Raw genomic sequence first — 22,444 nt, 5'->3', positions numbered from 1 at the left:
TTCAATCTGGTTTTATCTTGCCATCATTGGCTTTTTTGTCTGGTCTGCCAGATCCTTCATTTCTCCTGCATTTTTAAGCACAGCCTCCGTGATCTGAGCGCCGCCCAGCAGCCTTGCAAGTTCTTTTATTTCTTCCTCCCGCCCCAGCCTTTCGATGGTAGTGGCCGTCATATTCCCATTTGCCGATTTTTTTATTTCAAAATGAATATCCGCCATGGCTGCGATCTGAGGCAGATGGGTAATGCAGATGACCTGATGGCTGCCGCCTATATAGGAAAGCTTCTCTGATACCTTCTGAGCCGTGCGGCCGCTGATTCCCGTATCGATCTCATCAAAGATCAGTGTGGGAATTTCATCCGAATCCGCAAGCACCGTCTTGATAGCCAGCATGATACGGGATAGCTCGCCTCCGGAGGCCACATCCTTTAAAGGCCGCATGGGCTGTCCGGGATTGGTGGAAATAAGAAACTGCGCCTCATCCCATCCTCCCGCCGTAAAGTGATCCAGGCGGTCAAATTCCATATCAAATTCCACATCTAAAAAGTTGAGATCCAAAAGTCCCTGACGAATTCTCTCCACCAGCTTTACAGAAGCGCTTTTGCGTATCTCTGATAAGTCTGCACAAAGGCCGGCAAGATGATCCGAGGAAGCTTTTAACTCTTTTTCCGTCCGTTCCCTGAAGGCGTCATAATCTTCCAGTTCTTCCAGACGTTTCCTTTTTTCTTTCAGACGTGCCTCTATGGCCTGAGGCGTAGCCCCATATTTACTCTGCAGGCTGTGAATCTGATCCAGCCGCTCCTCCGTCCGCCGCCAGGTCTCCTCGTCAAACTCCATGCTGCTTAAGTAGCCTGAAATCTCCCGTCCGGCGTCGCTTATAATAGCCTCCGCATCATACAGCTGATCCCGGATGCCCTGTAAGGCCTCATCAAAATCCGTCACCTGCTCCACAGACCGCAGCGCCCTGGTAATCCCGTCCCCCTGAAGGCAGTCATAGGCCTCGGTCAGGCTTTCCGCAATCCGCCGTGCGTGTGAAAAACGGCGGTACCGGGCCGTCAGCTCCTCCTCCTCGCCCTCTTTTATATTTCCATCCTCAATCTCCTGGATCTCAAAGCGCAGAAAATCCGCCTCTCTAAGTCTGGCATCCGTATTCATCTGAAAGGAAGCCAGGCGTTCTTTTAAGGCGCAGTAATTTCGGTACTCCGCTTCTATCTTCTTTTTTTCCGGTTGGGTCTGTGCCTTGACGTAGGCGTCCAGGATTTCAAGATGTTTTGACTTATACAGCAGAGACTGATGCTCATGCTGGCCGTGAATATCAAGCAGAAGACCGGTAATCTGCCTCAGCCTTGCAGTAGTTACCATCTCATCATTGATTCGGCTGACGCTTCTGGATGGAGTGATCTTGCGCGATATAATAATCAGACCATCCTCTGTTGGCTCTGTATCCAGCTCCTTTAAGGCCTTTCGCTTTTCCTCTCCTGAAACGGAAAAGACCAGTTCAATATAAGCGTAGGGGGCTCCGTGGCGTATGCTGTCTCTGGAAGCCTTTCCCCCCAGAGCCATGGTCACAGAGCCGATGATAATGGACTTTCCAGCACCGGTCTCACCGGTCAGGATATTTAAGCCCTCGCCAAACTCCACATCCGCCTTCTCAATAAGAGCCAGATTTTTAACATGCAGTTCCAGTAACATCTGATTCCTCTCTTTTCTCTTCGTTTCTGCGCATTTTAAGGAAATCCGGCGTACTGCATCACTCACATTTTACCAGGCAGCCCTGTATTCTGTGCTGTTTTGCTGAAAGTGAATAACGCAGTACCCTAATCCTCCACCATCTTTTTTATCTTTTCCATAACGATAATGGTGTCATCTACGCTGCGCACGGCGCACATAATGGTGTCGTCTCCCGCAATACATCCAACTACCTCCTGAAAGTGGATGGCGTCAAGGGCAGCAGCTACTGCCATGGCCATACCGGATACCGTTTTAATCACAAGAATATTCTGCGCCATATCCATGGACATGAATCCATCCTTTAAAATACGGATGTATTTGATGGCCGAAGTTCCTCTTGGACTCTCCAGAACCACATACCGCTGTCTGCCATTCTCACCCTGGATCTTGGTCAGTTTAAGCTCACGGATATCTCGGGAGACCGTGGCCTGAGTCACATTAAAGCCGGCTTTATTTAACTTCTCAGCCAGTTCCTCCTGCGTCTCTATCTCATATTTTCCGATCAGTTCCACGATCTTGCTGTGGCGTTCTACCTTCATGTGTGTTCCCTCCCTTAAATACCGCTTAAATGGTCGCTTAGGTTCTGCATAAATGACTGTTTTTTTCTGCGGATCATCACCGTTTCCAGCCCGGAACGTTCTACTGCCAGGCTGTCTCCTGTTTCCAGATCCGCCGTGGAATCCCCGTCAAAGGAGACCCGTCCGCTGTTTGACACGCCGATGCGCACCCGGTCCTCCGGCGCAAGGACAATGCTTCTCGCATTTAACGAATGAGGACACACCGGTGTCAAAGCCATCATCCGGCCCGCCGGGGCCATCACCGGCCCGCCCGCAGATAGGTTGTAGGCCGTAGAGCCGGTGGGTGTAGCCACCAAAACTCCGTCTGCGCTGTAGTGGTTTAAATATTCGTCATTCACCGACACCTGATAGCGCAGAACCCGCAGCGGAACCTGGCTGGTGACGGCAATCTCATTTAATGCAATATCCTGGAATACCGGTTTTCCCTCATGAAACACCGTTCCGCGGATCATCATCCGCCGTTCCAGTTCATAGCGGTCCTGTGTCAGGGCTTCAATCGCCTCCTCTATCTCCTCTTCTGTGCTCACCTGGTTTAAGAATCCCAGATGGCCCCGGTTGACTCCCAAAAGAGGGATATTACGCCCTGCCAGATCTCTGGCAGCCTGGATCAGGGTTCCATCACCGCCAATGGTGATGACACACTCCGTCTCTGAAGGTACCAGCTCAGAAGGGGTGTGTTTTCCATATTTATTCTGCTGAGCCGGACTGAGGAAACGGCACTGCGCCCCCCTCTTTTCCAGACGGTCAATGATATACGCCCTGGTCTCAGGAACCAGCTCCTTCGCCAGATTAGCTATCAAGTAAAAGTATTTCATCTGCCACTTCCTGTCATTTTCTATGAATGATCCAGAGTACCATGGGCCTCATCCACCACGGTCCGGGGATCCGCTGCCGCTTCATGGCGCACTGCGTACTCTGCTTCCTCCTGCTTGGGATGTTTCTGAAGGTAAAGCAGATACTCAATATTTCCCTCCGGCCCCTTGATCGGGGAAAATTCCAGATTCAGGACTTCAAAACCGATGGAAAGGGCATAATCTATAACCATCTCAATCACTTCCAGATGAACGGAAGGGTCTCTGACTACGCCTTTCTTTCCCACCTTTTCCCTGCCCGCCTCAAACTGGGGTTTAATCAGGCATACAATCTGGCCGTAATCCTCTAAAAGGGCCTTTACCGGCCCCAGAACCTTGGTCAGGGAGATGAAGGACACATCAATGCTTGCAAAGCCGATGGGATCTTCTATCTCCTCCGGGGTGACGTAGCGGATGTTTGTCTTTTCCATGCAGACTACCCGCTCATCATTGCGCAGTTTCCAGGCCAGCTGGCCGTGGCCCACGTCTACGGAATAGACCTTTACAGCCCCGTTCTGAAGCATACAGTCCGTAAATCCGCCGGTGGATGCTCCTACATCCATACAGACTTTTCCGTCCAGGCGGACGCCGAAACGGTCCATGGCCTTTTCCAGCTTAAGGCCGCCCCGGCTTACGTATTTTAAGGTACTGCCTCTGACTTCAATGGGAACGGTATCAAGAAAGGCAGTCCCCGCTTTATCTTCTTTCTGTCCGTTTACATAGACAATGCCGGACATGATCAGGGCCTTTGCCTTTTCCCTGGATTCTGCAAGATTTCTCTTTACAAGCAGTACGTCTAATCGTTCTTTCATTCGTGGTTCTCCTGTCTGTGTCCCTCTTTCTGCAGGCGCTTTTGCCCCTCAAGCCAGCCTTCTGCCTTCAGCCTGCGGATGATGGAGTCGCTGTCGATCCCCAGTCCCTGGCGGAGAAGGGATACGTTTCCATGCTCCACATAGGCGTCCGGAAGAGCGATGTTTAAAACGCGCACCTTCGGATCGTGTTCGTGGATATACGCCGTGATGGGAAGTCCATAGCCGCCCTGGAGCACATTTTCCTCCAGCGTGACGATCAGGCTGTGATTTTTGGCCATACGGGCCACCAGTTCCCGGTCAAAGGGCTTTACAAAACGGCCGTTTACAAGGCTGCAGGTGTACCCTTCTTCCTTCAGTTTCTCACGCACGTGCTCTGCTGTGCTTACCATACTTCCCACTGCCATAAGGGCGATTCCTCTTTCTTCATAAAGCAGTTCTCCTTTTCCATAGGCAATAGGCCGGGTAAATTCACGCAGCCCCCTGTAGGCGGTGCCTCTGGGGTAACGGATGGCAAGAGGAGCCTTATAGTCCATGGCAAATTCCAGCATAGCCCGAAGCTCCCACAAATTTTTCGGCGCCATCACCGTCATGTTGGGAACGGAGGTCAGATAGGAATAGTCAAAGATTCCCTGATGGGTCTCCCCGTCGCTTCCTACCAGCCCTGCACGGTCTATGGCAAACAGCACTGGAAGATTCTGGATGCAGACATCGTGAAGAATCTGGTCATATCCTCTTTGCAGAAAAGAGGAGTACACGGCCACCACCGGACGCAGTCCCGCCGCAGCCATACCGGCAGCGCTGGTAACTGCGTGTGCCTCCGCAATCCCCACATCAAAAAAACGGTCAGGGAATTTTTTTCCAAAAGCTGCAAGACCGGTGCCGTCCGGCATAGCAGCCGTCACTGCCACCAGCTCAGGATGTGTCTCTCCCAGCTGGCACAGCTTTCTTGAAAATACATCCGTATAGGAAGGATATTTCTTCTCCCCGCTCTCTTTTCCCGTGGCAATGTCAAAGGGACCGATTCCGTGGAATCCGGAAGGGTTCTTCTGTGCAGGCCCATAACCCCTGCCTTTTTGAGTGATCACATGAACCAGAACTGCATGATCCAGTTTCTGTGCCTCCCGCAGCACCTTGCAGAGGGCCGGTATATTGTGGCCGTCCACAGGCCCCAGGTAGGTGATCCCCATATTTTCAAACAGCATACCTGGTATAAAAAGCTGCTTAATGCTGTCCTTGGTGCGTTTCAGCCTGTGAATGACCGCATCTCCCACCACAGGCACCTTTCCCAAAACGTCTGCAATGCTCTTTTTCAGATCATTGTAGCCGGCACCCGTGCGGAGTCCGCTTAAATACCGGGACATACCGCCTACATTTTCAGAAATGGACATCTCATTGTCATTTAATACAATTATGAAATTTTTCTTCATTCTGGCCGCATTGTTTAATGCTTCATATGCCATCCCTCCCGTAAGAGCGCCGTCTCCGATCACGGATACCACACGGTAATCCTCCCCCAGGATATCCCGGCCCTGAGCAATCCCCAGGCCCGCAGAGATGGAGGTGGAACTGTGTCCCGTGTCAAAGGAGTCGTACGGGCTTTCCTTACGCTTTGGAAAACCGCTCAAGCCTCCATACTGGCGCAGCTCGTCAAACTCTCCCATCCGGCCGCTTAATATCTTATGGGTATAGGACTGATGGCCTACATCCCAGATGATCTTGTCTTTGGGCAGATCAAAGGTTTTAAACAGGGCAATAGTCAGCTCCACCACGCCTAAATTGGAAGCCAGATGGCCGCCGGTACGGCTGATCTTCTCCACCAGAAAGGTGCGTATCTCTTCTGCCAGTATGGTCAGTTCATGGGCCGACAGGCTCTTTAGCTCCTCCGGTCCCTTTATCTGTTCCAATATCATAGGCTCGCACTTCCTTATTATTTTCTAGGATTACTTCTCTCTGTTGACCAGAAGGCGGATAAGGCCTACCAGAAACTCATTGTTTCCCGGCAGCTTATCCAGATCGGAAATGGCGGCTGCCGAAAGCGCCTCCACATCCTTTTTTGCTTTTTCCAGGCCCTCTATGGTTACATAGGTGGTTTTTTGGTTTTTCTCATCACTGCCCGCACTCTTTCCAGTCACAGCGGCATCTCCGGTCACGTCCAGGATATCATCCTGGATCTGGAAGGCCAGTCCTATTTTTCCGGCCAGATCTTCTACGATCCTGCAGTCCTCATCTGCCGCGCCTCCAAGAACCGCGCCGATCAGCATAGCTGCCTGGATCAGGGCTCCGGTCTTTAAGCGGTAGATAAAATCCAGCTTATCCTTGGGGATCGGCCCGCCTGCCAGCTCTACATCTACCGTCTGACCGCCGATCATGCCATGCATACCGGTCCTTGACGCCAGGATTCCTACAGCCTGTCCTGCACGCTTTAACTCATCCGGATCCTCAGCTGCCTCGAAGGCCCTGGCCGCTGTCTCAAAGGCGTACATCATCAGAGCGTCTCCCGCCAGCACACCGATATCCTCGCCGTACTCGGCCCAGGTGCTGGCCTTGCCTCTGCGGATGGTATCGTCATCCATGCAGGGCAGGTCATCGTGAATCAGAGATGAGGTATGAATCATCTCAATAGCTGCCATAAAGGGTTTTACGGTATCAGACACCCGGCCGGCAAAAAGACGGCTCATCTCCTGCATAAGCAGAGGGCGCAGCCGTTTTCCGCCGGCGTTCATACTGTAGTTTACAGCCTCGAAAATAGTTTTCTGATGGCCCTTTTCCTCCGGCATATACCCTGCAATTCCCTCATTTATCTCTTTTACCCGTTCTTCCAGTTCCTTCTTGAATGTTGTATTATCACTCATTGCTTTCACCCTCGCTCAATATCTGAATCTGTTTTTCTACGTTATCGATCTGTCCGTTTAAGGATTTCACAAGCTTCATGCCTGCTTCATAGCCCGCAAAGGTCTCCTCTAAGGAATCTTCCCCTGCTTCCAGCTTTTTTATAATCGCTTCCAGCTGCGCGAAATTTTCCTCGATGCTGGCTGTTTTTTCCGGCGTTCCCGGTTGTTCTGACTTCTTTCGCGGCACGGTCATCCCTCCCTTTCCTCTGTGTGCTCTATTTGTTTTACCATTCCGTCAATCCTGCCGTCTGCAGCATAGATACGGATGGTTTCCCCTTCTTTTACCTGCGTCACGGAACGCAGGCCCTTTCCCCTTTCGTCCTGAATAAAGCCATATCCTCCGCCCAGTTTTTTAAGGGGCGAAAGGCCTTCCAGACGGGTGGCTGCCAGAGCCAGACGATGTTTTTGCTCTGCGGCAGCCATCTGGATCAGTCGGACAAGTACGCTCCTGTCATCGTCTAAACGGGACCTCTCCTCATCCAGGGCATTCCTCATCTGCCAATCCAGCGCCTGTTCCAGATCCGCCAGCCGCTGACGTTTTTCATTAATCTGGCGGGCCGGATCCTTAAGCTTAAGACGCATCCGGCACTGCTCCAGCATAAACCGCGTCTTTTCGATGCGGCGGCGGGCAGAGCGCTCCAGGACATCTCTATAGAGTTCTATCTGCTCCTTAAACTGACGGTAATCAAACACAGCCAGTTCAGCTGCTGCAGAAGGCGTGGGAGCACGCAGGTCTGCCACATAATCCGCTATGGTTACGTCTGTCTCGTGGCCTACGGCAGAAATCACGGGGGTAGAGCAGTTAAAAATAGCTCTGGCCACCCGTTCCTCATTAAAAGCCCATAGATCCTCGATGGAGCCTCCGCCCCGTCCTACGATCAGAACGTCCAGCCCCAGCTTATCCAGGGTCTCAATCCCCTTTGCAATGCTGTATTGGGCCTGTTCTCCCTGTACAAGCGCCGGATAGAGAACCAGCTGGACATAGGGATTGCGTCGGGCTGCAATGTTCATGATATCACGGATAGCAGCCCCTGTGCCGGCAGTGACGATGCCGATCCGTCTGGCATATCGGGGAATGGGACGCTTATAGCAGGCATCAAACATCCCCATTTCCTCCAGCTCATTTCGCAGCGCTTCAAACCTTGCAAAGAGATCTCCCCTGCCTTCTCTGGCAATCTCCTTTGCATAAAGCTGATAGCGGCCATCCCTCTCATATACGTCTACCGTGCCCTTTACCACTACCTCCTGACCTTCTTCCAGACGGAAGCTCAGGCCGTTTCTCTGTCCTGCAAACATGACGGCGGCAATCTGTGCGCCGCCGTCCTTTAAGGTAAAGTAGATATGGCCGGAGGAATGGTATTTGCAGTTAGACACCTCGCCCCGGATGGAGATTCTGTTTAAGGCAAAATCCTGTGTGAACATATTTTTGATATATGAGGTTACCTGGGATACGGTAAATACACTTGCCATCTGTCCTGTCTGTTTCCCCTTCCTTTATACGTCCAGCCCTTCTTTTCTTCCCCCTTTGCAGGAGTTTTCTTCTTTCTCGGCCTTATACCGTTGTATCCGGCGTTTCCTCTTTTGGGCTGTCTGAGGTCTGGGCGTTTCGGATGAACCTGGCAAGAACACCGTTTACAAAAGACGGCGACTCGCTTCCGCCAAACTTCTTTGCAAGCTCTACCGCCTCATTGACCGCTACCTTCTGGGGTACGCAGTCATCATAGTCCATCTCATAGAGTGCCAGACGCAGGATGGTAAGTTCTACCTTGCCCATCCGCCGCGTTTTCCAGCCTGCAGCTACCTGATCGATACGGCTGTCGATTTCCTGGATCTTATCTACTATATTCCCGGTTTTCTCCTGAAGATATTCCCGGTCTTTCTCTGTGAGCTCTACCCTGTGAAGGACGCAAAGACCGCCCTCCGGATCTGCCTCATCCTCCTCAGGAGACTGGAAATACTGCAGCATCTGCTCCTTTGCTTCCTCTGTGGTTTTATAAAAATCCGCTGAGAACAGCATTTTAAAACAGTGTTCCCTTAATTCTCTTCTGGTCATTTTTTCTGCTTGTACGAAAAGCCTGGGCTCTCGAATACATTTTCCTTTCTCTATTCTGATCCGCTAACTGTGATTATACCAAAGGCAGGGGATAAACACAATAAAAAATATCAAAAGGTGCCGCAGGCCCTGACGGTCCTGAGCACCCTTAAGACTCTCATGCATTCCAAAGAACGCACACCTTTTTCAGAGTCAGCTTTCCTCCATATTCACTCCTGCGATACGGATATTCACATCCAGCACTGTAAGGCCGGTCATATTCTCAATGGCAGCGCTGACCTTTTCCTGCACCTGCTCGCTGACGGCAGGGATATTAAAACCGTAGCGGATATTCAGGGAGAGATCTACGGATACATGATCCTCGGTCACATCTACCTTAACGCCCTTGCTCAGGTTTTTCATGCCCAGCTTTCCCACCAGCTCATTGGTGATATTGCCCGCCATGGAATCCACGCCGTCTACCTCCGTGGCTGCAAGGCCTGCGATAATGGCCACTACCTCGTCTGCAATCTGAACCTCGCCGATCCTGTCTTTTTCGTATAATTTATGGGTACCTCGATTTTCTTCAGCCAATCTTCTCTACCTCCTGTCAGAACTTGCTTAATTAGTATTATAACAAATCCGCAGAAAGATGTATAGGATAATTTTTCCTCCGAACCGCGGCCCATGAAGCAGCGGCTGATCTGACGTAAAAAATTCAGGCTCAGAAAATATTTTCGGGTTCGGATACGGATTTTGAACAGCAAAGAATGCTAAGTCACAGGTCTCAACCGTGGCTTAGCACTGTATTTTTAACACCCTCCTCCCGCTATTCCTCTTACATTATCTCCGTCTACTCATCCATATTTAAAAGCGTGATGATAATCTGATCTGCGCCTACCTCTGCCTTGCGCTTTACGATATCCTCGATCTGCGCCCTCTGGGGATCAGTGATAGACGGAGCATTGATCACCACATCCACCTTTTCATCGGCAATGCTTACCACCGGATCGGCAAAGCCCTTTGCCATAAGAAGGGTCTCTGCGGCATTCTCCTTCTCGGAAACTTCCGTCAGCTTAATCATATCCTGAATGGCCTGCTGTTTGGCAGCCTCGTCAATAGCTGTGCTGTTGATCAGTCCCATCAGCGTTTCCTTGTTTTTTGCGCGAACCTGCTCCCGGCTCAGCTGCACATTCGCTATGTAGTCCGCTACGCTCATGCCGCTGGTGAGCACGGCTTCTCCGGGATTTTCAATGCCGGCCAGGGAAGCGCCCGCGGCATCTGTTCCGTCAGAAGCGGCCGGTGTATCGGCCTTGGCAAGCTGTCCTGCATCCCCATCCGCTTGCTGCTGAGCACTGTCTGCCGCCGTCTGCTGACTGCTCTGGTCTGGGACCGGCTGCTCCTCTGCGGCTGTCTGTGCCTGCTGCCCCGCATCCCCCCTGGCCAGCTCCTCCTGAGGCAGCGCCTCCTCTATCTGGTCTAAATCCTGATCCAGGCTTCCAATCTCCAAAAGTTCTCCGCCTGCCGCTTCATTTTCCGCCAGCAGATCTTCATCGGAAATATCCATGGCTCCTGCCTCATAGACGCTTCCCGCCCCCGCAAGATCCCGCTTTCCGGCATAGTTTAAATATCCCGCCGCAGCAATCATTACAGCCAGGGTAGTAATAATAATCTGATTTCTGCGAAACAGCCGTTTCATCTTTACATCCTTCATATGTGCTGTGACCTGTTTTACCTGTTTCATGTTCCTGATCTTCATGTCCTGCACTCCTTTTTTATTCCACCCGCTTTAACACTTTTATTTTATGTGCAGGAAGCCCTAATAATGCTTCCATTGCCTGAGAAATTTCAGAACGGACTGCCGGACTGCCTCCTCCGTCTGCGCTGATAATAATGCCGGATATCTCAGGGCTTAACTCTTTTTCCACCACCGGAGCATTCCCCTGGCTGCCCGACTGGGGCAAAACCGTGGTTTCCTGTGACTGGCTCTCCGTAACCTCTCTGGTGCCGCCGGAAGAATCGCTCTCCTTTGTAACTGTACTGCTGCCGGAGCGATCCACCCTTAATACCTTCTGGCTGGTAGAGCTTAAGACCACCATGACATCCACGTTTCCTACGCCCTCTACAGAGCCGAGCAGTTCCCGGATCCGTGTCTCCAGGCGCTCCTCATAGGCAGCTGGAAAGGAAGAAGCGCCAGAGGATCCTCCCAGCCCAGCGCCTGCTTGTTCCGGCTCCTGCGCATTTTTTTCCATCGACAGACCAACCGCCTCTCCAGCTCCTCCAGAACCATTTTCCGGCTCTGTTTTCTTTCCTCCCCCTGGAACCGGAAAAGACAGAATCATGAAAAATGCGCCAAGCAGCAGCAAGATCAGCCATTTTTCCTTAGTCATCTTTCCATTTAACTTTGACAGCTTCCCCTTCCAGTCCATAATACTGCTCCACCTTTCCTTTCAGGTCCTTTGGCCCATTTTCTCCCTCTGCCTGAGAAACAGACGGGGACACTGGGGCGGCCATCTCTATCCTTACCGGCTCTACACCTATGGGATCTATACTGACCGGGCGGTCCCCGCAGTCATCCTCTGAGGCAGGAAAAGAAGCATCCCTTTGGTTCTTCTCCCCCTCCCTTCCTGTCAGCACAATATGTATCCCCAGAAGCTTTCCGTAATCCTGGCTTTCCCTGTTTTCATCCAGGATTACCGACACCTCCCTGCATTCATACCCCTGATCCTCTGCCAGCTGTTCTACTTCTTCTTCCACATTTTCCCTGTACTGCGCAGTTATTCCTTTTAGCCGTTTCTCCTCCATTCCAAAAATTTCTTTTTTCAGTCCTTCTGCCTCCTGCTTAAAAGCAATCTGATCAAAAAGATATCCCATCTGCTCCTCCAGATCCAGAGGAGCCGCAGCAGGGCTAAGAACAATGAGAATCAGAACCATCCCCCCAAACAGGCGCAGATATTTTCCATAGGAACTCCCAGCCAGAAGATTGCCCGCCAGGGAAAGAAATATCATATAGCAAATAATGGTTCTGGCCCAGTTTAAAAGCGCTTCTGCCATGACTGCCTCCTGTTTTGCAGCACATCTGTTTCTGTCCCTGTATCATCCTGATCTGTCACGCCGCCAGATAAGCCACATTAGCCGCTCCGCAGGTAATGGCAATGGCAATCACAAACAGCAGCAGGGAGTACAGGGCCAGCTTCAGCAGCAGCCTGTGTCCCCTGGCTACCCCAAGGACAAGTTCAACCATCCGTTTATCGCACACCGGCTGCATAATAGCTCCTGCCGCCTGGTAAAGGAACATAAGTACCAGAAGCTTGACCACCGGCACCAGGGAAATGAAAAAGAGCACTGTCACTGCCGCAGCTCCCATGGTATTTTTGATCAGTACCCCGGATCCCAGAACCAGCCTGGCCGCCGCCCCGGCTCCGGCTCCCAGGCCCGGAATCATCTCCGCCAGTTTCAAAAGGCCTGAACGGGCGGCGCTGTCCCCATAGGGGAGAACCATGGCCTCCAGCACATGAAGCCCCAGCACCAGGCCAAACATGGTCTTTATGCCCCATTCAATGATCTGCTCCGTAAGGGAAGTCAGCTTCGATAATAGAGGTTCCTTCATCACATGGCTCCCCAGCGTCAGAAGTACATAGACCTTTACCCCTGAAAGAAACAGGTTCCGGCACAGCCACTGAACCCCTGTAACGGCAGCCATCATGGCCTCATACATACAGAGAGCACTGAGGCTTCCCCCGGAAAATGACACCGCCATAAAGTAGGCCGGCATCAGAACCCGCATAAATTCCAGAATCCGGTCCAGAACCCCTGCGGTAATGGACAGACTGGCCAGAAAGCTGCCTGCCAGACACACAAAGAGAAGCAGATATGTAACATAAAATCCCGTATCAGAGATCTGCCCTTCCTTAAAAACAGAGGCGGTTCCAGAAAACAGCGCTCCCATCAGTCCGATTGCGGCCACCTGGGCCAAAAGTCCCGCCCCTTCTGTTACCTGGGAAAATAAAATACTCCTCAGCCCTTCTTTCACCGTCTGGAATACAGTTTCCAGATTCCCCACGGCAAAGGCCTTCATCAGATCCCAAAAAGAAATTCCCCATCCTCCGTCGCCAGGATTCCCGGACGCCTGATCCAGATATTCCTGTATCCGATCCAGTTCCTGGGTAATCCCTATATCAAGGGCTGCCTGTTCCGGATCTGTGTTCTCCTGCCCCCTGGTATTCTTCCCGGAAATCATTTGCCCTGCTTCGGCGGCCCAGGCTGAATAAGTCCCTCCTGCGAAACCAATCCACAAGCCAGCGGCGAAAATCACAAGCTTTGCCAGAAACGCGTATTTTCTTTCCTTCACCCGTTCCCCCTTTTCTTCCCTATCCGGGCTGTATGCGGACAGTAAGGTTCAAGCAGCCTGACAGGGCGTCGGCTCCTCTATTTCATAAAGCGCTCCAGCGTCTCAAACAGAGCCAGGAACACCGGCATACTCACCCCCAGAACAGACAGTTTTCCCAGGATCTGGATCTGATTTCCCAAAGCCCCATATCCTGCATCCCGGCAGATCCCGGAGGCAAATTCAGCCACATAGGTAATTCCTATCATCTTAAGGAGAGTCCCCAGGTAAGCGGAATCCACCCGGATATAGCCTCTCATCCGCTCCATGGCGTCTAAAATCACCTCCAGACGTCCGGCGGCGCTGAGCATAAAAAGGATTTCTGCCGCCATCACAAGATATACCGCATATTCTGCCCGTACACCTTTAAGCCACACAGCCAGCAAAACAGCGGCAATCCCGGCGGCCCCTATGGCAAGAATGGTCATTTTCCCCCTCCTTACAGTAAAAACAGCCGTTTCATTGTTTCAAACAGATCATATATGTAGGGTATCATCCAGAACAGCACCAGGAGCAGTCCGGCCAGACTGGTTAAAAAAGCCTGTTCATCCCTGCCGCTGTGTTTAAGCACCTGACAGATCACCGATACCAGGATCCCCACGGCCGCAATGCGGAAGATCAGATTTACGTCCATATTTCCTCCCATCTAATACATGAGGATCACCAGCAGAAGGCTTCCCATCATACCAAGAGCCGTGCTCAAACGGCATCTTTCTTTTAACTCTCCCCGCAGACGGCTGATGGTAAGCTCCAGCTGTTCCAGATAAAGGAGCAGCGTCCGCTCCTGCATATCCACGTCCAGATAGCCAAGATGATTTCCCAGCCCTGAAAGCTGCCTTACATCCTCAGGATCTAAGATCCCTCCATGAGGCCCGCTTTCTGCCTTTCTTACCTCGTTTTCCCATATCTTGGAAAATGTTTCTCCCTGGCCCTGGGCGATCCCCTGAGCCGCGCCTGAAAACATCTCCCCCAGAAAACTGCTTTCCCGCCGTCCCACACGATCCAGTGCTTCCTCTAAGGGTGCGCGGCTGTAGGTGATCTCCCCTTTCAGGCAATAGACCATCTGGCGCAGCGTCTCAAGCGCCGCCAGTCTGGCCCTCCACCGCCATGCCATCCAGATGCCAAAGCCTGTTCCCGAAAAAAGTATGATGGCTGCGCCGGCCCATTTTAATACCATGACTTCCCCCCTTACAGCGGCGTTCCCGTCCCATCGCACACCGCCCGTATATGTCCGGCTCCGCCCGCATGATCCAGAACGATCAGCCGCTGAAAGGTTCCAGCCTCAAACAGTTCCCGGATGCCGGGACGCTCTTTCAGTTCTCCCAGCGAGCTGCCATGGATCGTAGCCGCCAGGGCGCAGCCGCAGTTTTTCACATATTCCACAGCCTTTATATCCTCTTTTCCCCCGATTTCATCCACCGCCACCACCGCCGGGGACATGGACCGGATCAGCATCATCATCCCCTGGCTCTTTGGACAGCCGTCCAGAATGTCGGTGCGCATACCAAGATCATTTTGAGGAACACCCTGAAAACAGGCCCCCAATTCCGACCGTTCATCCACCACTCCCACCGTTCTTCCAGGCACACGCCGTCCGGTCTGCCGGTTTCTGTGTCCGTCTGATACCTGGCGGATCACGTCCCTCAAAAGAGTCGTCTTTCCGCATCCAGGCGCAGACAGGATGACCGTATTCAGAAATTCCCCTTCTCTGTAAAGAAATGGCATGATTCCATCGGCACAGCCACGGATCTCATGTGCCACCCGGATATTTAAAAAGGAAATGGACTTTAACACTCCCACCTCCCGTTCCTTCAGCACAGTCTTTCCCGCTACTCCGATCCGGTGACCGCCCCGAACGGTAAAATACCCCTGACGCAGCTCCTCCTGGGCCGCATAGAGGGAGAATCCACCCATAAGCTCTGCCGTCTCCCGGATCTGACGCTCCGTCACCGTAAGAAGGCTCTTCGCCTCCCCGTTTACCTCCGCCAGCCTTCCATCCTCTGTGATCCCATATTCATTTTCCCCATAAAGGATCAGTACCGGACGTCCGGCCCGCAGCCGCAGTTCCCGAACCCGGCCAAAATCCAACTCCAGCCCTTCAAGCGCCGCCCTCAGACTGCCCGGAAACAGCCCTGTTATTTCTTCCCGTTTCTCCATGATCACCTCTCCTTTATCTCCAATATATGAAACAAGCCTGTTTTTATGACAGGATTGCTCCCACCATAAAAACAGGCCTGCTGTTATGTACTTCAGAGAGAACACGAAACTGCTCTGCCTGCAAATACATTTTTGCTGTTTCTTCAATCAGATTGATTTTTATCTGCTCCCGTACCCAAATTACACATAAGCGGCACCTCACTTATGATAAGGTTCCCCGGCGATAATCCGAAAGCTGCGGTAGATCTGCTCCAGCAGGATCACCCGCATCAGCTGATGCGGAAATGTCATGGGCGAAAAGCTCAGGTGATAATCTGCCCGGTTCATAACAGCTTTTGAAAGCCCCAGAGAACCGCCAATAATGAAAACCAGCTGTCCCTTTCCTTCCACGCCCAGGCGGTTTATCCTGGCGGCCAGTTCTTCGCTGGAAAGCTGTTTTCCCTCGATCGCAAGGGCAATCACATAGGCTCCGTCACGGATGTGGGACAGAATCCGCTCCCCTTCTTTTTCACGGATCTGGCGCTCCAGGGCTTCTTTCGCGCCGTCCGGCGTCTTTTCATCCGCCACCTGAAGGATTTCCAGCCTGCAGTAACGGCTCAGACGCTTGCTGTATTCTTCAATAGCCGCCTCAAAAAAGCGTTCTTTTATCTTTCCTACGGTAATAAGCGTAATCTTCATCGTTTAAAACTCCAAAATCATATCATACCACACAGCGCCGCCGTGGACAGACCGGGACACGCCCATATTTTTATAACCGAACCGTTCATAAAAACCGATCAGGTGCTCCTTGCAGGTAAGTATAAGCCCCTTTCTCCCCTCCTGCTCTGCCTGCTGGATCATAGCCTTCATAAGCTGTCCTGCCACCCCCTGATGGCGAAACCCCGGGATCACATCCAGACCGAAAATACTCTGATATGCTCCATTGGGATCATGAAGAGACACATTTTCAAACATTTCATCTGCAATGGTTCTTTCATCCGTCACAGCGCCATTGATAAAGCCTGCAATCTCTCCCCCGCACTCTGCCACTAAAAAGCTTCCCGGAAATTTCCCAAGCCTCGCTTTTAAGCTTTCCCTGTCTGCCGCCTCTGCCGGCGCAAAACAGTCTGCCTCTATCCCGGTTACTGCGTCCAGATCCCCTATGGACGCCTGTCTGATCTGTACTTTCTTCATGTATCCTCTTTCCTTTTCTTCCGTTTGTTCCGGGCTATCCTGCTTTTTCAATCCGTCCCCAGATCCTACATCCGTTTTCTGCCGGACACGCTGAAATAATATCCCACTCCCCATTTAGTATGTACATATTTGGGATCGCTGGGACATGGCTCGATCTTCTCCCTTAAGCGGCGCACATGGACGTCTACCGTGCGGACGTCCCCGCTGTCCATAGCCCGGTTTCCCCACACATAATTTAAAAGCGCCTCCCTGCTGTAAACCTTGTTGGGATTGCGCACCAGAAGTTCTAAAAGATCGAACTCCTTGGCCGTCAGATTGATCTCCCTTTCACCGATAAATACTCTGCGCCCCTCTGTATCAATTTTAAGATCGCCGGATCCGATGTAGGCGCTGGACGGCTCTTCCTTTTTCTGGCGCTTTGCCTTCAAACTGCGCCGGATGATGGCCCGAATCCTGGCCTTGACCTCTAAAATGTTAAAGGGTTTGCTGATATAATCATCGGCTCCGTATTCCAATCCCAGAATCTTATCCATATCCCCGCCCTTGGCCGTAAGCATGATCACAGGCATATCCGAAAATTCACGGATGGCCCGGCATACCTCAAACCCGTCATGCTTGGGAAGCATCACATCCAAAAGCACAATATCATATTCTGTCTTTTTTGCCAGTTCAATGGCTTCCTCGCCGTCATAAGCGCAGTCCACCTCAAAGCCGTCCTGTTCCAAACTGAACCGGATCCCTTTTACAATCAGTTTTTCGTCATCAACTACCAATACCCGAGCCATATTCTATTCCCCTTTTTGTCTGTCTATTTATATTTCTATACGGTGATATCCTTTCGGATCTTCTCAAATGCGCTTTCCTTGATTCCAGACACATTCATCACATCTTCAATGGAACGGAACGGCCCTACCTCCTGGCGGTAGCGGATAATAGCTTCCGCACGGGAACTGCCGATTCCCGTAAGCGTCATCAGTTCTTCCGCACTGGCCTGGTTAAGGTTCACCTTTCTGCCTGTAGCCAGGGATGCCCCATAAACGGCGCTGTTTTCAGAAACACCTGGGGTAATAAACGACTGGTCTGACAGCATCCCCGCTGCTTTTAAGGCCGCTGCATCCTCTCTCCCTGGCACTTCAATGCGCATCCCGTCAGAAAGGGGCATTGCCAGATTGAGAACGCTGCTGTCTCCCTCTTCCAGGGTTCCTCCTGCTGCTTCCAGCGCCTGGTAGATCCGACTCCCTTCTTCCAGGGAATAGACGCCGGGAGAAGCTACCTGACCGCATACATGAACCCATATAAGAGTAACAGAAACCTGAGCCGCAGCCTCTGCCAGATCTGTCTCTTTCTCTCCCGCCCCGCTCTCTGCGGCAGCAAACGCCATATTCTCACCCAAATCATCCCCGGTATCCGCCGAAGACTCTGCCTCACTGGCCGTACTGCCTTCCTGAACCGGCTCTGAAACGCTCTCTGCCGCCTGTTCCACCCGAACTGCATTCTCCGATGCTCTCGGTGAACAACTGTAAAAAACGCCTCCTGCCAGCATAGTGAAAAGAAGCAGAAGCGTTTTTGTATGCTTCCACTCTCTGAACCATTCCATTTTCTGTAGTTTTAAATGTTTCAAAACGACATCCCTCCTGTATCCGGGATGCCGTTCTGGCCTGCTGTCTCTATTCTATCGGAAAGCCGATTTAAATACAAGCGTAATTTCTCACATTTTCGTTGGTTTTTAACGATTCCTACCGTTGAAAGATCACAATTCCCACAATAGCAGCCGCCGCTCCCAACAGCTTGTGCCAGGCAAAGGGTGCTCTCTCTACACCGAAGAGGCCGAAAAGCTCAATGAGATACGCCGTAATGATCTGCGCCACCACGATCAGCAGTGCCGTTTTTGCCGGTCCCAGAGCCGCCATGCTTCGGATCACCGTGTACGTGATCAGAGCGCCGATCACCCCTCCTGCCAGTACATACCTTGGCGTCACATCCATAAGGCCCGATATAGGCGGACGGCCTGTAAAAAACCACACGGCCAGACAGGTAACAAGAGCCGTGGCCTGAACCCAGCCGGCGGCTACCCATACGCTGGTCTGCTTGGTAACTGCTGTGTTAAATACGCCCTGTACACTCATAAGGGCTCCTGATAAAAGAGCCGTAATCCATCCTGCCATTGTTTTTCCTCCTGATACGCTGTGCGGCGGTTTCTGTCGCAGAATTTTAGGCATCTGCGGATGCTTTTATTTTCCCCGAATCCCGCCGTTCTATACATACCTGCCCTTAGCCCAGACTGTATACACTGTTCTTATTTGTGTACAAACCTGGTTGCCTTCCCTGTCCAAGTGAGTTATAATCATAGCCGTGCCTTGTATAGGCATACAGGTTTATGAAGCATTTCCGATTCTGGAGTTTCATCCGACACAGGAGGTGTTTTTACGCTGGAATCATTTTTTCAGGCAGCGGCCTGGACCATGACGCCGCCCAGGCCCTACGGCCCTTTCCATCTGCTTTTTACGGCAGCCGGTGCAGGGGCTGCCGTCTGGCTCTCGGCGTTACTTTCCCGGCCCCAAAAAAGTCCCGGCCTTTCCCGCCTGCTGTTTCTCTGCGGACTGGTGTTGGCCGTATGCGAGGGATTCAAGCAGGGTTTTTTATATTTTGTGGAAAATAACCATACCTATGACTGGTGGTATTTTCCGTTTCAGCTGTGCAGCGTTCCCATGTACCTGGGACTTCTTCTTCCCGCTGCCAACTCTGTCCCCAGGCTCCGCTCTGTTTTTACGGTCTTTATCCAGGACTACGGCCTTTTGGGCGGGATCATGGCTCTCCTTGAACCCAGCGGACTGATGCACCCTTACTGGCTGATGACGATTCACGGGTTTTTGTGGCACTTTATCCTGATCTTTATGGGACTTTCCTGCGCTTTTCAGACAGAAAGCGGAAAGGATATACGTTCTTTTCTGAGAACCATCCCTCTCTTTCTGTTCTGTGCTGCCCTCGCAACTGCGGTCAATCTTTTGTCTCATCCTTATGGGGATGCGGATATGTTTTATTTAAGTCTCTACTATCCCAACAGCCAGATTGTCTTTCACCAGATCGCTCTGACTCTGGGTGTGGGAACCGGGAATATCCTGTATCTGCTTTCCATGATCCTGGGAGGAGGGATTTGCCACCTGATCAGCAAGAAACTGTACTATTTTCAAAAACATCATTCATAAGCATCCCTCTTTTAGGGAAACCAAACGATATCTGCCGGCGGCAGCGCGCCGGACACTGAAAGGAGACTATTTACCATGACTGACAACCATAAACTGACAAGAGCGGAACAGGCCATCGCCTTCCACAACAAGGGCTACAACTGCGCACAGTCCGTGATCTTTGCCTTTGCAGATCAATGTAACGCAGATCCGGAAACCCTCTTTAAGATTACTGAAGGGCTGGGCCTTGGAATGGGAGGAATGGACGGCACCTGCGGAGCCATCTCTGCCGCAGCGGTTCTCTCCGGCCTTCTCACCAGCACTGCCAATTTAGAGAAGCCTGACTCCAAGGGCGCTACCTATAAGAAAGCAAGAGCCTGTATCCAGGCCTTTAAGGAAAAAAATTCAAGTGTTGTCTGCCGGGAATTAAAGGGAGTCGATACCGGAAATGTGCTGCGGGCCTGTCCTGACTGTATCCGTGACGCCGTGGCTATCATTGAAGAAGAGCTGCTTTAATAATGTGGAACCCACCAGGAAAGGAAACAGCCATGCCAGCAAACAGTGAACCTTCCGCTGATCTGACCGAAAAAGACCGGGCTTTCCGGGCCTTTGTGCGGGAGGGCAATATGTGGAAGGTGGTATTTTATGTATGTACCCCTCTGGCTCTCTATCAGAGCCTGAACCAGCTTTTTAAGATATTTGATTCCATGATGGCCTCCTATATCGGAGCATCCTCCGTTTCCTCTGTGGCCTATCTTTCCCAGATCAACCTGATGCTTTCCGCACTTGGAGGCGGACTGGCCGTAGGAGCCAGCATCAAGGTGAGCGAAGCCTACGGAGCCGGAGATTTTAAACTGGTCAAGCGAAGGGTCAGCACCCTTTTTGCCCTCTGTGGGATCCTTGGGGGCGGACTCCTGCTGATCCTGATTCCCTTCGCACCCCAGTTTCTGCGCTTTGCCAAAACGCCGGAGGAATTTATCGCAGAAGGAACCACCTACTTTATCCTGGATCTCATCGGTACCGTGCTGAACTTCTTTAACAGCGTCTACATAGCCATTGAGCGGGCCAGAGGAAATTCCAGGCGGATTCTCCATCTGAATATGGGCGTAATCCTGGTGAAGCTGAGTCTGACGGCGCTTTTTGTATACGGGTTCCACAGCGGCATCAATATGATCGCCGCAGCGACCATTATATCCCAGTGCCTTATGTTTGCCGCCGCCATCTATCATTTGAGCCAAAAAGGAAACGCATTTTCCTTTGCTGTCAGGAGTATTTCCTTAAAGCGGCGGGTGGTGCGGCCTATGATCCTCCTATCCGTGCCTGTAATCATTGAGAAGATGGCATTCTCCTTCGGAAAGGTAGTGGTCAACTCCATGTGTACTGTATACAGTCCTTTAACAGTAGGAGCCCTTGGAATCTCCAATAACCTGGGCGGCATTACCACCAATCCCCAAAACGGCTTTCAGGAAGGCGGCTCCGCTATCATCAGCCAGAGTCTGGGGGCCGGCCTTCCCAAACGGGCCCTGGAGGCATTTCGCTGTATCCTCATCATCTGTATCGCCATGGGCGCAGCGCTTATGAGCCTGACTCTGATCTTTCTGGAGCCTATCAGCAGCCTTTTTGCAGGGGGAGACCCGGAATTTCAGAAAATGATCTGCACCATCTATAAAATGGAGGCTCTGGGAGCAATCCCCCTTGGCATCAACGCCTCCGTTATGGCCCTGCTCTATGGCTTTGGAAAGACACGGATCTCCCTGATGATCAACTTCAGCCGCGTTTTCATCTTCCGGGTTCCGGTGCTCTGGGCCTTACAGAACTTTACGGATCTGGGAGACATCAGTGCCGGTATCGTCATGGCAGTAAGCAATATTGCTACCGGCATTCTAGCTGTCGCAGTAGGCTGGATCACCGTGCGGCAGATCCGAAAACAATACAGCATATAAGAAGCGCCGCAGACGCGCCCGGTTAATAATCCCCCTGTTTTAAAAGCCCTTTGAGATACCGGAAGGCTTTTTCCTCCCCCTCTTCCTTTAGCATAATCAAAAGTTTCTCAAGCAGCGCCCTCGTTTCTGGATGTATGGTTATGTATTTCTTTGTAAATTCATAATATTCCAGAGGCGCGGCGCTGGTATAATTTTTTCCTTTATACACCTCGCAGGCCGCGATCCGGTCACAGATCATCTCAGCCACATACCGCAGCGGCATCTTATTCCCCACCAGCCCTTCTTCCTTATGTACGGAAATGTCAATCCAGTATTCGTAATGATGCTTATTGCGCCCTTTGTGGTGGAGCCATGCCTTGGAATATCCAAGCATCTCCCGCTCTGCCGCATTAGGGCTGCGGTCACCCTGATAGTAGCGCACGCCGGTCCAGAATTCCTCCGGACTGTATTTTGACAAATCATGCATCAGCCCCTGGCGGTAAAGTCCGATCCGAAAGCAGTGTCTGCACACCAGGATCCGGTGGGTTGTAATGGTTTTAAAATGGTTCCATATATTGATCAGTTTCATAGATTCTCCTTTTCATAAAAGCCCGAAAATACAGGAAAATCGGGCCGCAGTTTATACACAAAATGTTTGACACCTGGAAAGATCTGTGATATTCTAATGGAAGTTGCGAAATTACTTGCAGCTCAACATTTTTTTTATT

General features: G+C 51.6%; 27 protein-coding genes. 3 read left to right on the top strand and 24 right to left on the bottom strand.

Annotation, left to right across the window (positions count from 1 at the left end):
• Nucleotides 1-12 precede the first annotated feature (12 nt).
• The 23 genes from recN to HW447_RS05750 all read right to left on the bottom strand — a co-directional run bounded on the left by recN (nucleotide 13) and on the right by HW447_RS05750 (nucleotide 18,774).
• A complete protein-coding gene (recN, locus tag HW447_RS05860) occupies nucleotides 13-1,689 on the bottom strand; it encodes a DNA repair protein RecN (protein WP_176254390.1) in 1,677 nt (558 codons plus the stop codon).
• Nucleotides 1,690-1,814: 125 nt separating this feature from the next.
• Nucleotides 1,815-2,267 carry an arginine repressor gene (gene argR, locus HW447_RS05855; RefSeq protein WP_176254389.1) on the bottom strand — a complete coding sequence of 151 codons (453 nt, stop codon included), beginning with the start codon at nucleotides 2,265-2,267 and terminating at the stop codon, nucleotides 1,815-1,817.
• A 14-nt stretch (nucleotides 2,268-2,281) separates the two neighbouring features.
• Nucleotides 2,282-3,121 (bottom strand): NAD(+)/NADH kinase, encoded by an 840-nt coding sequence (locus HW447_RS05850; RefSeq protein ID WP_176254388.1) that lies wholly within the window; start codon nucleotides 3,119-3,121, stop codon nucleotides 2,282-2,284.
• Between the two features lie 20 nt (nucleotides 3,122-3,141).
• Nucleotides 3,142-3,969, bottom strand: coding sequence for a TlyA family RNA methyltransferase (locus HW447_RS05845; protein ID WP_176254387.1), 828 nt, complete (start codon nucleotides 3,967-3,969; stop codon nucleotides 3,142-3,144).
• Entirely contained in the window at nucleotides 3,966-5,879 is a 1,914-nt protein-coding gene (dxs, locus tag HW447_RS05840) for a 1-deoxy-D-xylulose-5-phosphate synthase (protein ID WP_176254386.1), read from the bottom strand. The genes HW447_RS05845 and dxs overlap by 4 nt, the downstream gene beginning before the upstream one ends.
• A gap of 30 nt (nucleotides 5,880-5,909) precedes the next feature.
• Nucleotides 5,910-6,821, bottom strand: coding sequence for a polyprenyl synthetase family protein (locus HW447_RS05835; RefSeq protein ID WP_176254385.1), 912 nt, complete (start codon nucleotides 6,819-6,821; stop codon nucleotides 5,910-5,912).
• Nucleotides 6,814-7,047, bottom strand: a complete 234-nt coding sequence (gene xseB, locus HW447_RS05830; RefSeq protein ID WP_176254384.1) for an exodeoxyribonuclease VII small subunit — start codon at nucleotides 7,045-7,047, stop codon at nucleotides 6,814-6,816. The genes HW447_RS05835 and xseB overlap by 8 nt, the downstream gene beginning before the upstream one ends.
• Before the next feature lie 2 nt (nucleotides 7,048-7,049).
• Nucleotides 7,050-8,330, bottom strand: a complete 1,281-nt coding sequence (gene xseA, locus HW447_RS05825; protein WP_176254383.1) for an exodeoxyribonuclease VII large subunit — start codon at nucleotides 8,328-8,330, stop codon at nucleotides 7,050-7,052.
• 82 nt (nucleotides 8,331-8,412) lie between these two features.
• Nucleotides 8,413-8,913: a transcription antitermination factor NusB gene (gene nusB / locus HW447_RS05820; RefSeq protein ID WP_176254382.1), complete on the bottom strand. Its 501-nt coding sequence runs from the start codon at nucleotides 8,911-8,913 to the stop codon at nucleotides 8,413-8,415.
• A gap of 192 nt (nucleotides 8,914-9,105) precedes the next feature.
• On the bottom strand, nucleotides 9,106-9,486 hold the full coding sequence (locus tag HW447_RS05815) for an Asp23/Gls24 family envelope stress response protein (protein WP_176254381.1): 381 nt from the start codon (nucleotides 9,484-9,486) through the stop codon (nucleotides 9,106-9,108).
• Nucleotides 9,487-9,745: 259 nt separating this feature from the next.
• Nucleotides 9,746-10,651 (bottom strand): SpoIIIAH-like family protein, encoded by a 906-nt coding sequence (locus HW447_RS05810; protein WP_176254380.1) that lies wholly within the window; start codon nucleotides 10,649-10,651, stop codon nucleotides 9,746-9,748.
• A 16-nt stretch (nucleotides 10,652-10,667) separates the two neighbouring features.
• On the bottom strand, nucleotides 10,668-11,321 hold the full coding sequence (locus HW447_RS05805) for a stage III sporulation protein AG (protein WP_176254379.1): 654 nt from the start codon (nucleotides 11,319-11,321) through the stop codon (nucleotides 10,668-10,670).
• Nucleotides 11,275-11,946 (bottom strand): stage III sporulation protein AF, encoded by a 672-nt coding sequence (locus HW447_RS05800; protein WP_176254378.1) that lies wholly within the window; start codon nucleotides 11,944-11,946, stop codon nucleotides 11,275-11,277. The genes HW447_RS05805 and HW447_RS05800 overlap by 47 nt, the downstream gene beginning before the upstream one ends.
• Nucleotides 11,947-12,001: 55 nt before the next feature.
• A complete protein-coding gene (locus HW447_RS05795) occupies nucleotides 12,002-13,243 on the bottom strand; it encodes a stage III sporulation protein AE (RefSeq protein ID WP_243176221.1) in 1,242 nt (413 codons plus the stop codon).
• Nucleotides 13,244-13,320: 77 nt separating this feature from the next.
• Nucleotides 13,321-13,707, bottom strand: a complete 387-nt coding sequence (locus HW447_RS05790; protein WP_176254377.1) for a SpoIIIAC/SpoIIIAD family protein — start codon at nucleotides 13,705-13,707, stop codon at nucleotides 13,321-13,323.
• A gap of 11 nt (nucleotides 13,708-13,718) precedes the next feature.
• Nucleotides 13,719-13,913 carry a stage III sporulation protein AC gene (gene spoIIIAC, locus HW447_RS05785; RefSeq protein ID WP_176254376.1) on the bottom strand — a complete coding sequence of 65 codons (195 nt, stop codon included), beginning with the start codon at nucleotides 13,911-13,913 and terminating at the stop codon, nucleotides 13,719-13,721.
• Nucleotides 13,914-13,925: 12 nt separating this feature from the next.
• Nucleotides 13,926-14,456, bottom strand: a complete 531-nt coding sequence (locus HW447_RS05780) for a stage III sporulation protein AB (RefSeq protein WP_176254375.1) — start codon at nucleotides 14,454-14,456, stop codon at nucleotides 13,926-13,928.
• Nucleotides 14,457-14,467: 11 nt separating this feature from the next.
• Nucleotides 14,468-15,436 (bottom strand): stage III sporulation protein AA, encoded by a 969-nt coding sequence (spoIIIAA, locus tag HW447_RS05775; protein ID WP_176254374.1) that lies wholly within the window; start codon nucleotides 15,434-15,436, stop codon nucleotides 14,468-14,470.
• Between the two features lie 198 nt (nucleotides 15,437-15,634).
• Nucleotides 15,635-16,114: a 23S rRNA (pseudouridine(1915)-N(3))-methyltransferase RlmH gene (rlmH, locus tag HW447_RS05770; protein ID WP_176254373.1), complete on the bottom strand. Its 480-nt coding sequence runs from the start codon at nucleotides 16,112-16,114 to the stop codon at nucleotides 15,635-15,637.
• Nucleotides 16,115-16,117: 3 nt separating this feature from the next.
• Nucleotides 16,118-16,609, bottom strand: a complete 492-nt coding sequence (locus tag HW447_RS05765; protein WP_176254372.1) for a GNAT family N-acetyltransferase — start codon at nucleotides 16,607-16,609, stop codon at nucleotides 16,118-16,120.
• Between the two features lie 65 nt (nucleotides 16,610-16,674).
• Nucleotides 16,675-17,394: a response regulator transcription factor gene (locus tag HW447_RS05760; RefSeq protein ID WP_176254371.1), complete on the bottom strand. Its 720-nt coding sequence runs from the start codon at nucleotides 17,392-17,394 to the stop codon at nucleotides 16,675-16,677.
• 35 nt (nucleotides 17,395-17,429) lie between these two features.
• Entirely contained in the window at nucleotides 17,430-18,230 is an 801-nt protein-coding gene (locus tag HW447_RS05755; RefSeq protein WP_176254370.1) for a helix-hairpin-helix domain-containing protein, read from the bottom strand.
• Nucleotides 18,231-18,345: 115 nt separating this feature from the next.
• Entirely contained in the window at nucleotides 18,346-18,774 is a 429-nt protein-coding gene (locus HW447_RS05750; RefSeq protein WP_176254369.1) for a DMT family transporter, read from the bottom strand.
• A gap of 297 nt (nucleotides 18,775-19,071) precedes the next feature.
• On the opposite strand from HW447_RS05750, the gene HW447_RS05745 reads away from it, so the two are divergent.
• The 3 genes from HW447_RS05745 to HW447_RS05735 all read left to right on the top strand — a co-directional run bounded on the left by HW447_RS05745 (nucleotide 19,072) and on the right by HW447_RS05735 (nucleotide 21,737).
• Nucleotides 19,072-19,815, top strand: coding sequence for a TMEM164 family acyltransferase (locus HW447_RS05745; RefSeq protein ID WP_176254368.1), 744 nt, complete (start codon nucleotides 19,072-19,074; stop codon nucleotides 19,813-19,815).
• 75 nt (nucleotides 19,816-19,890) lie between these two features.
• A complete protein-coding gene (locus HW447_RS05740) occupies nucleotides 19,891-20,310 on the top strand; it encodes a C-GCAxxG-C-C family protein (protein WP_176254367.1) in 420 nt (139 codons plus the stop codon).
• A gap of 32 nt (nucleotides 20,311-20,342) precedes the next feature.
• A complete protein-coding gene (locus tag HW447_RS05735; RefSeq protein WP_176254366.1) occupies nucleotides 20,343-21,737 on the top strand; it encodes an MATE family efflux transporter in 1,395 nt (464 codons plus the stop codon).
• A 22-nt stretch (nucleotides 21,738-21,759) separates the two neighbouring features.
• Here the strand turns inward: HW447_RS05735 and HW447_RS05730 are convergent, their stop codons facing one another.
• Complete coding sequence (locus HW447_RS05730; RefSeq protein WP_176254365.1) at nucleotides 21,760-22,305, bottom strand: DUF5662 family protein; 546 nt, start codon at nucleotides 22,303-22,305, stop codon at nucleotides 21,760-21,762.
• Nucleotides 22,306-22,444 lie beyond the last annotated feature (139 nt).

Source organism: Enterocloster alcoholdehydrogenati (assembly GCF_013282095.1).
Lineage (GTDB): Bacteria > Bacillota > Clostridia > Lachnospirales > Lachnospiraceae > Enterocloster > Enterocloster alcoholdehydrogenati.
This window is presented reverse-complemented; position numbering and strand designations above follow the sequence as displayed.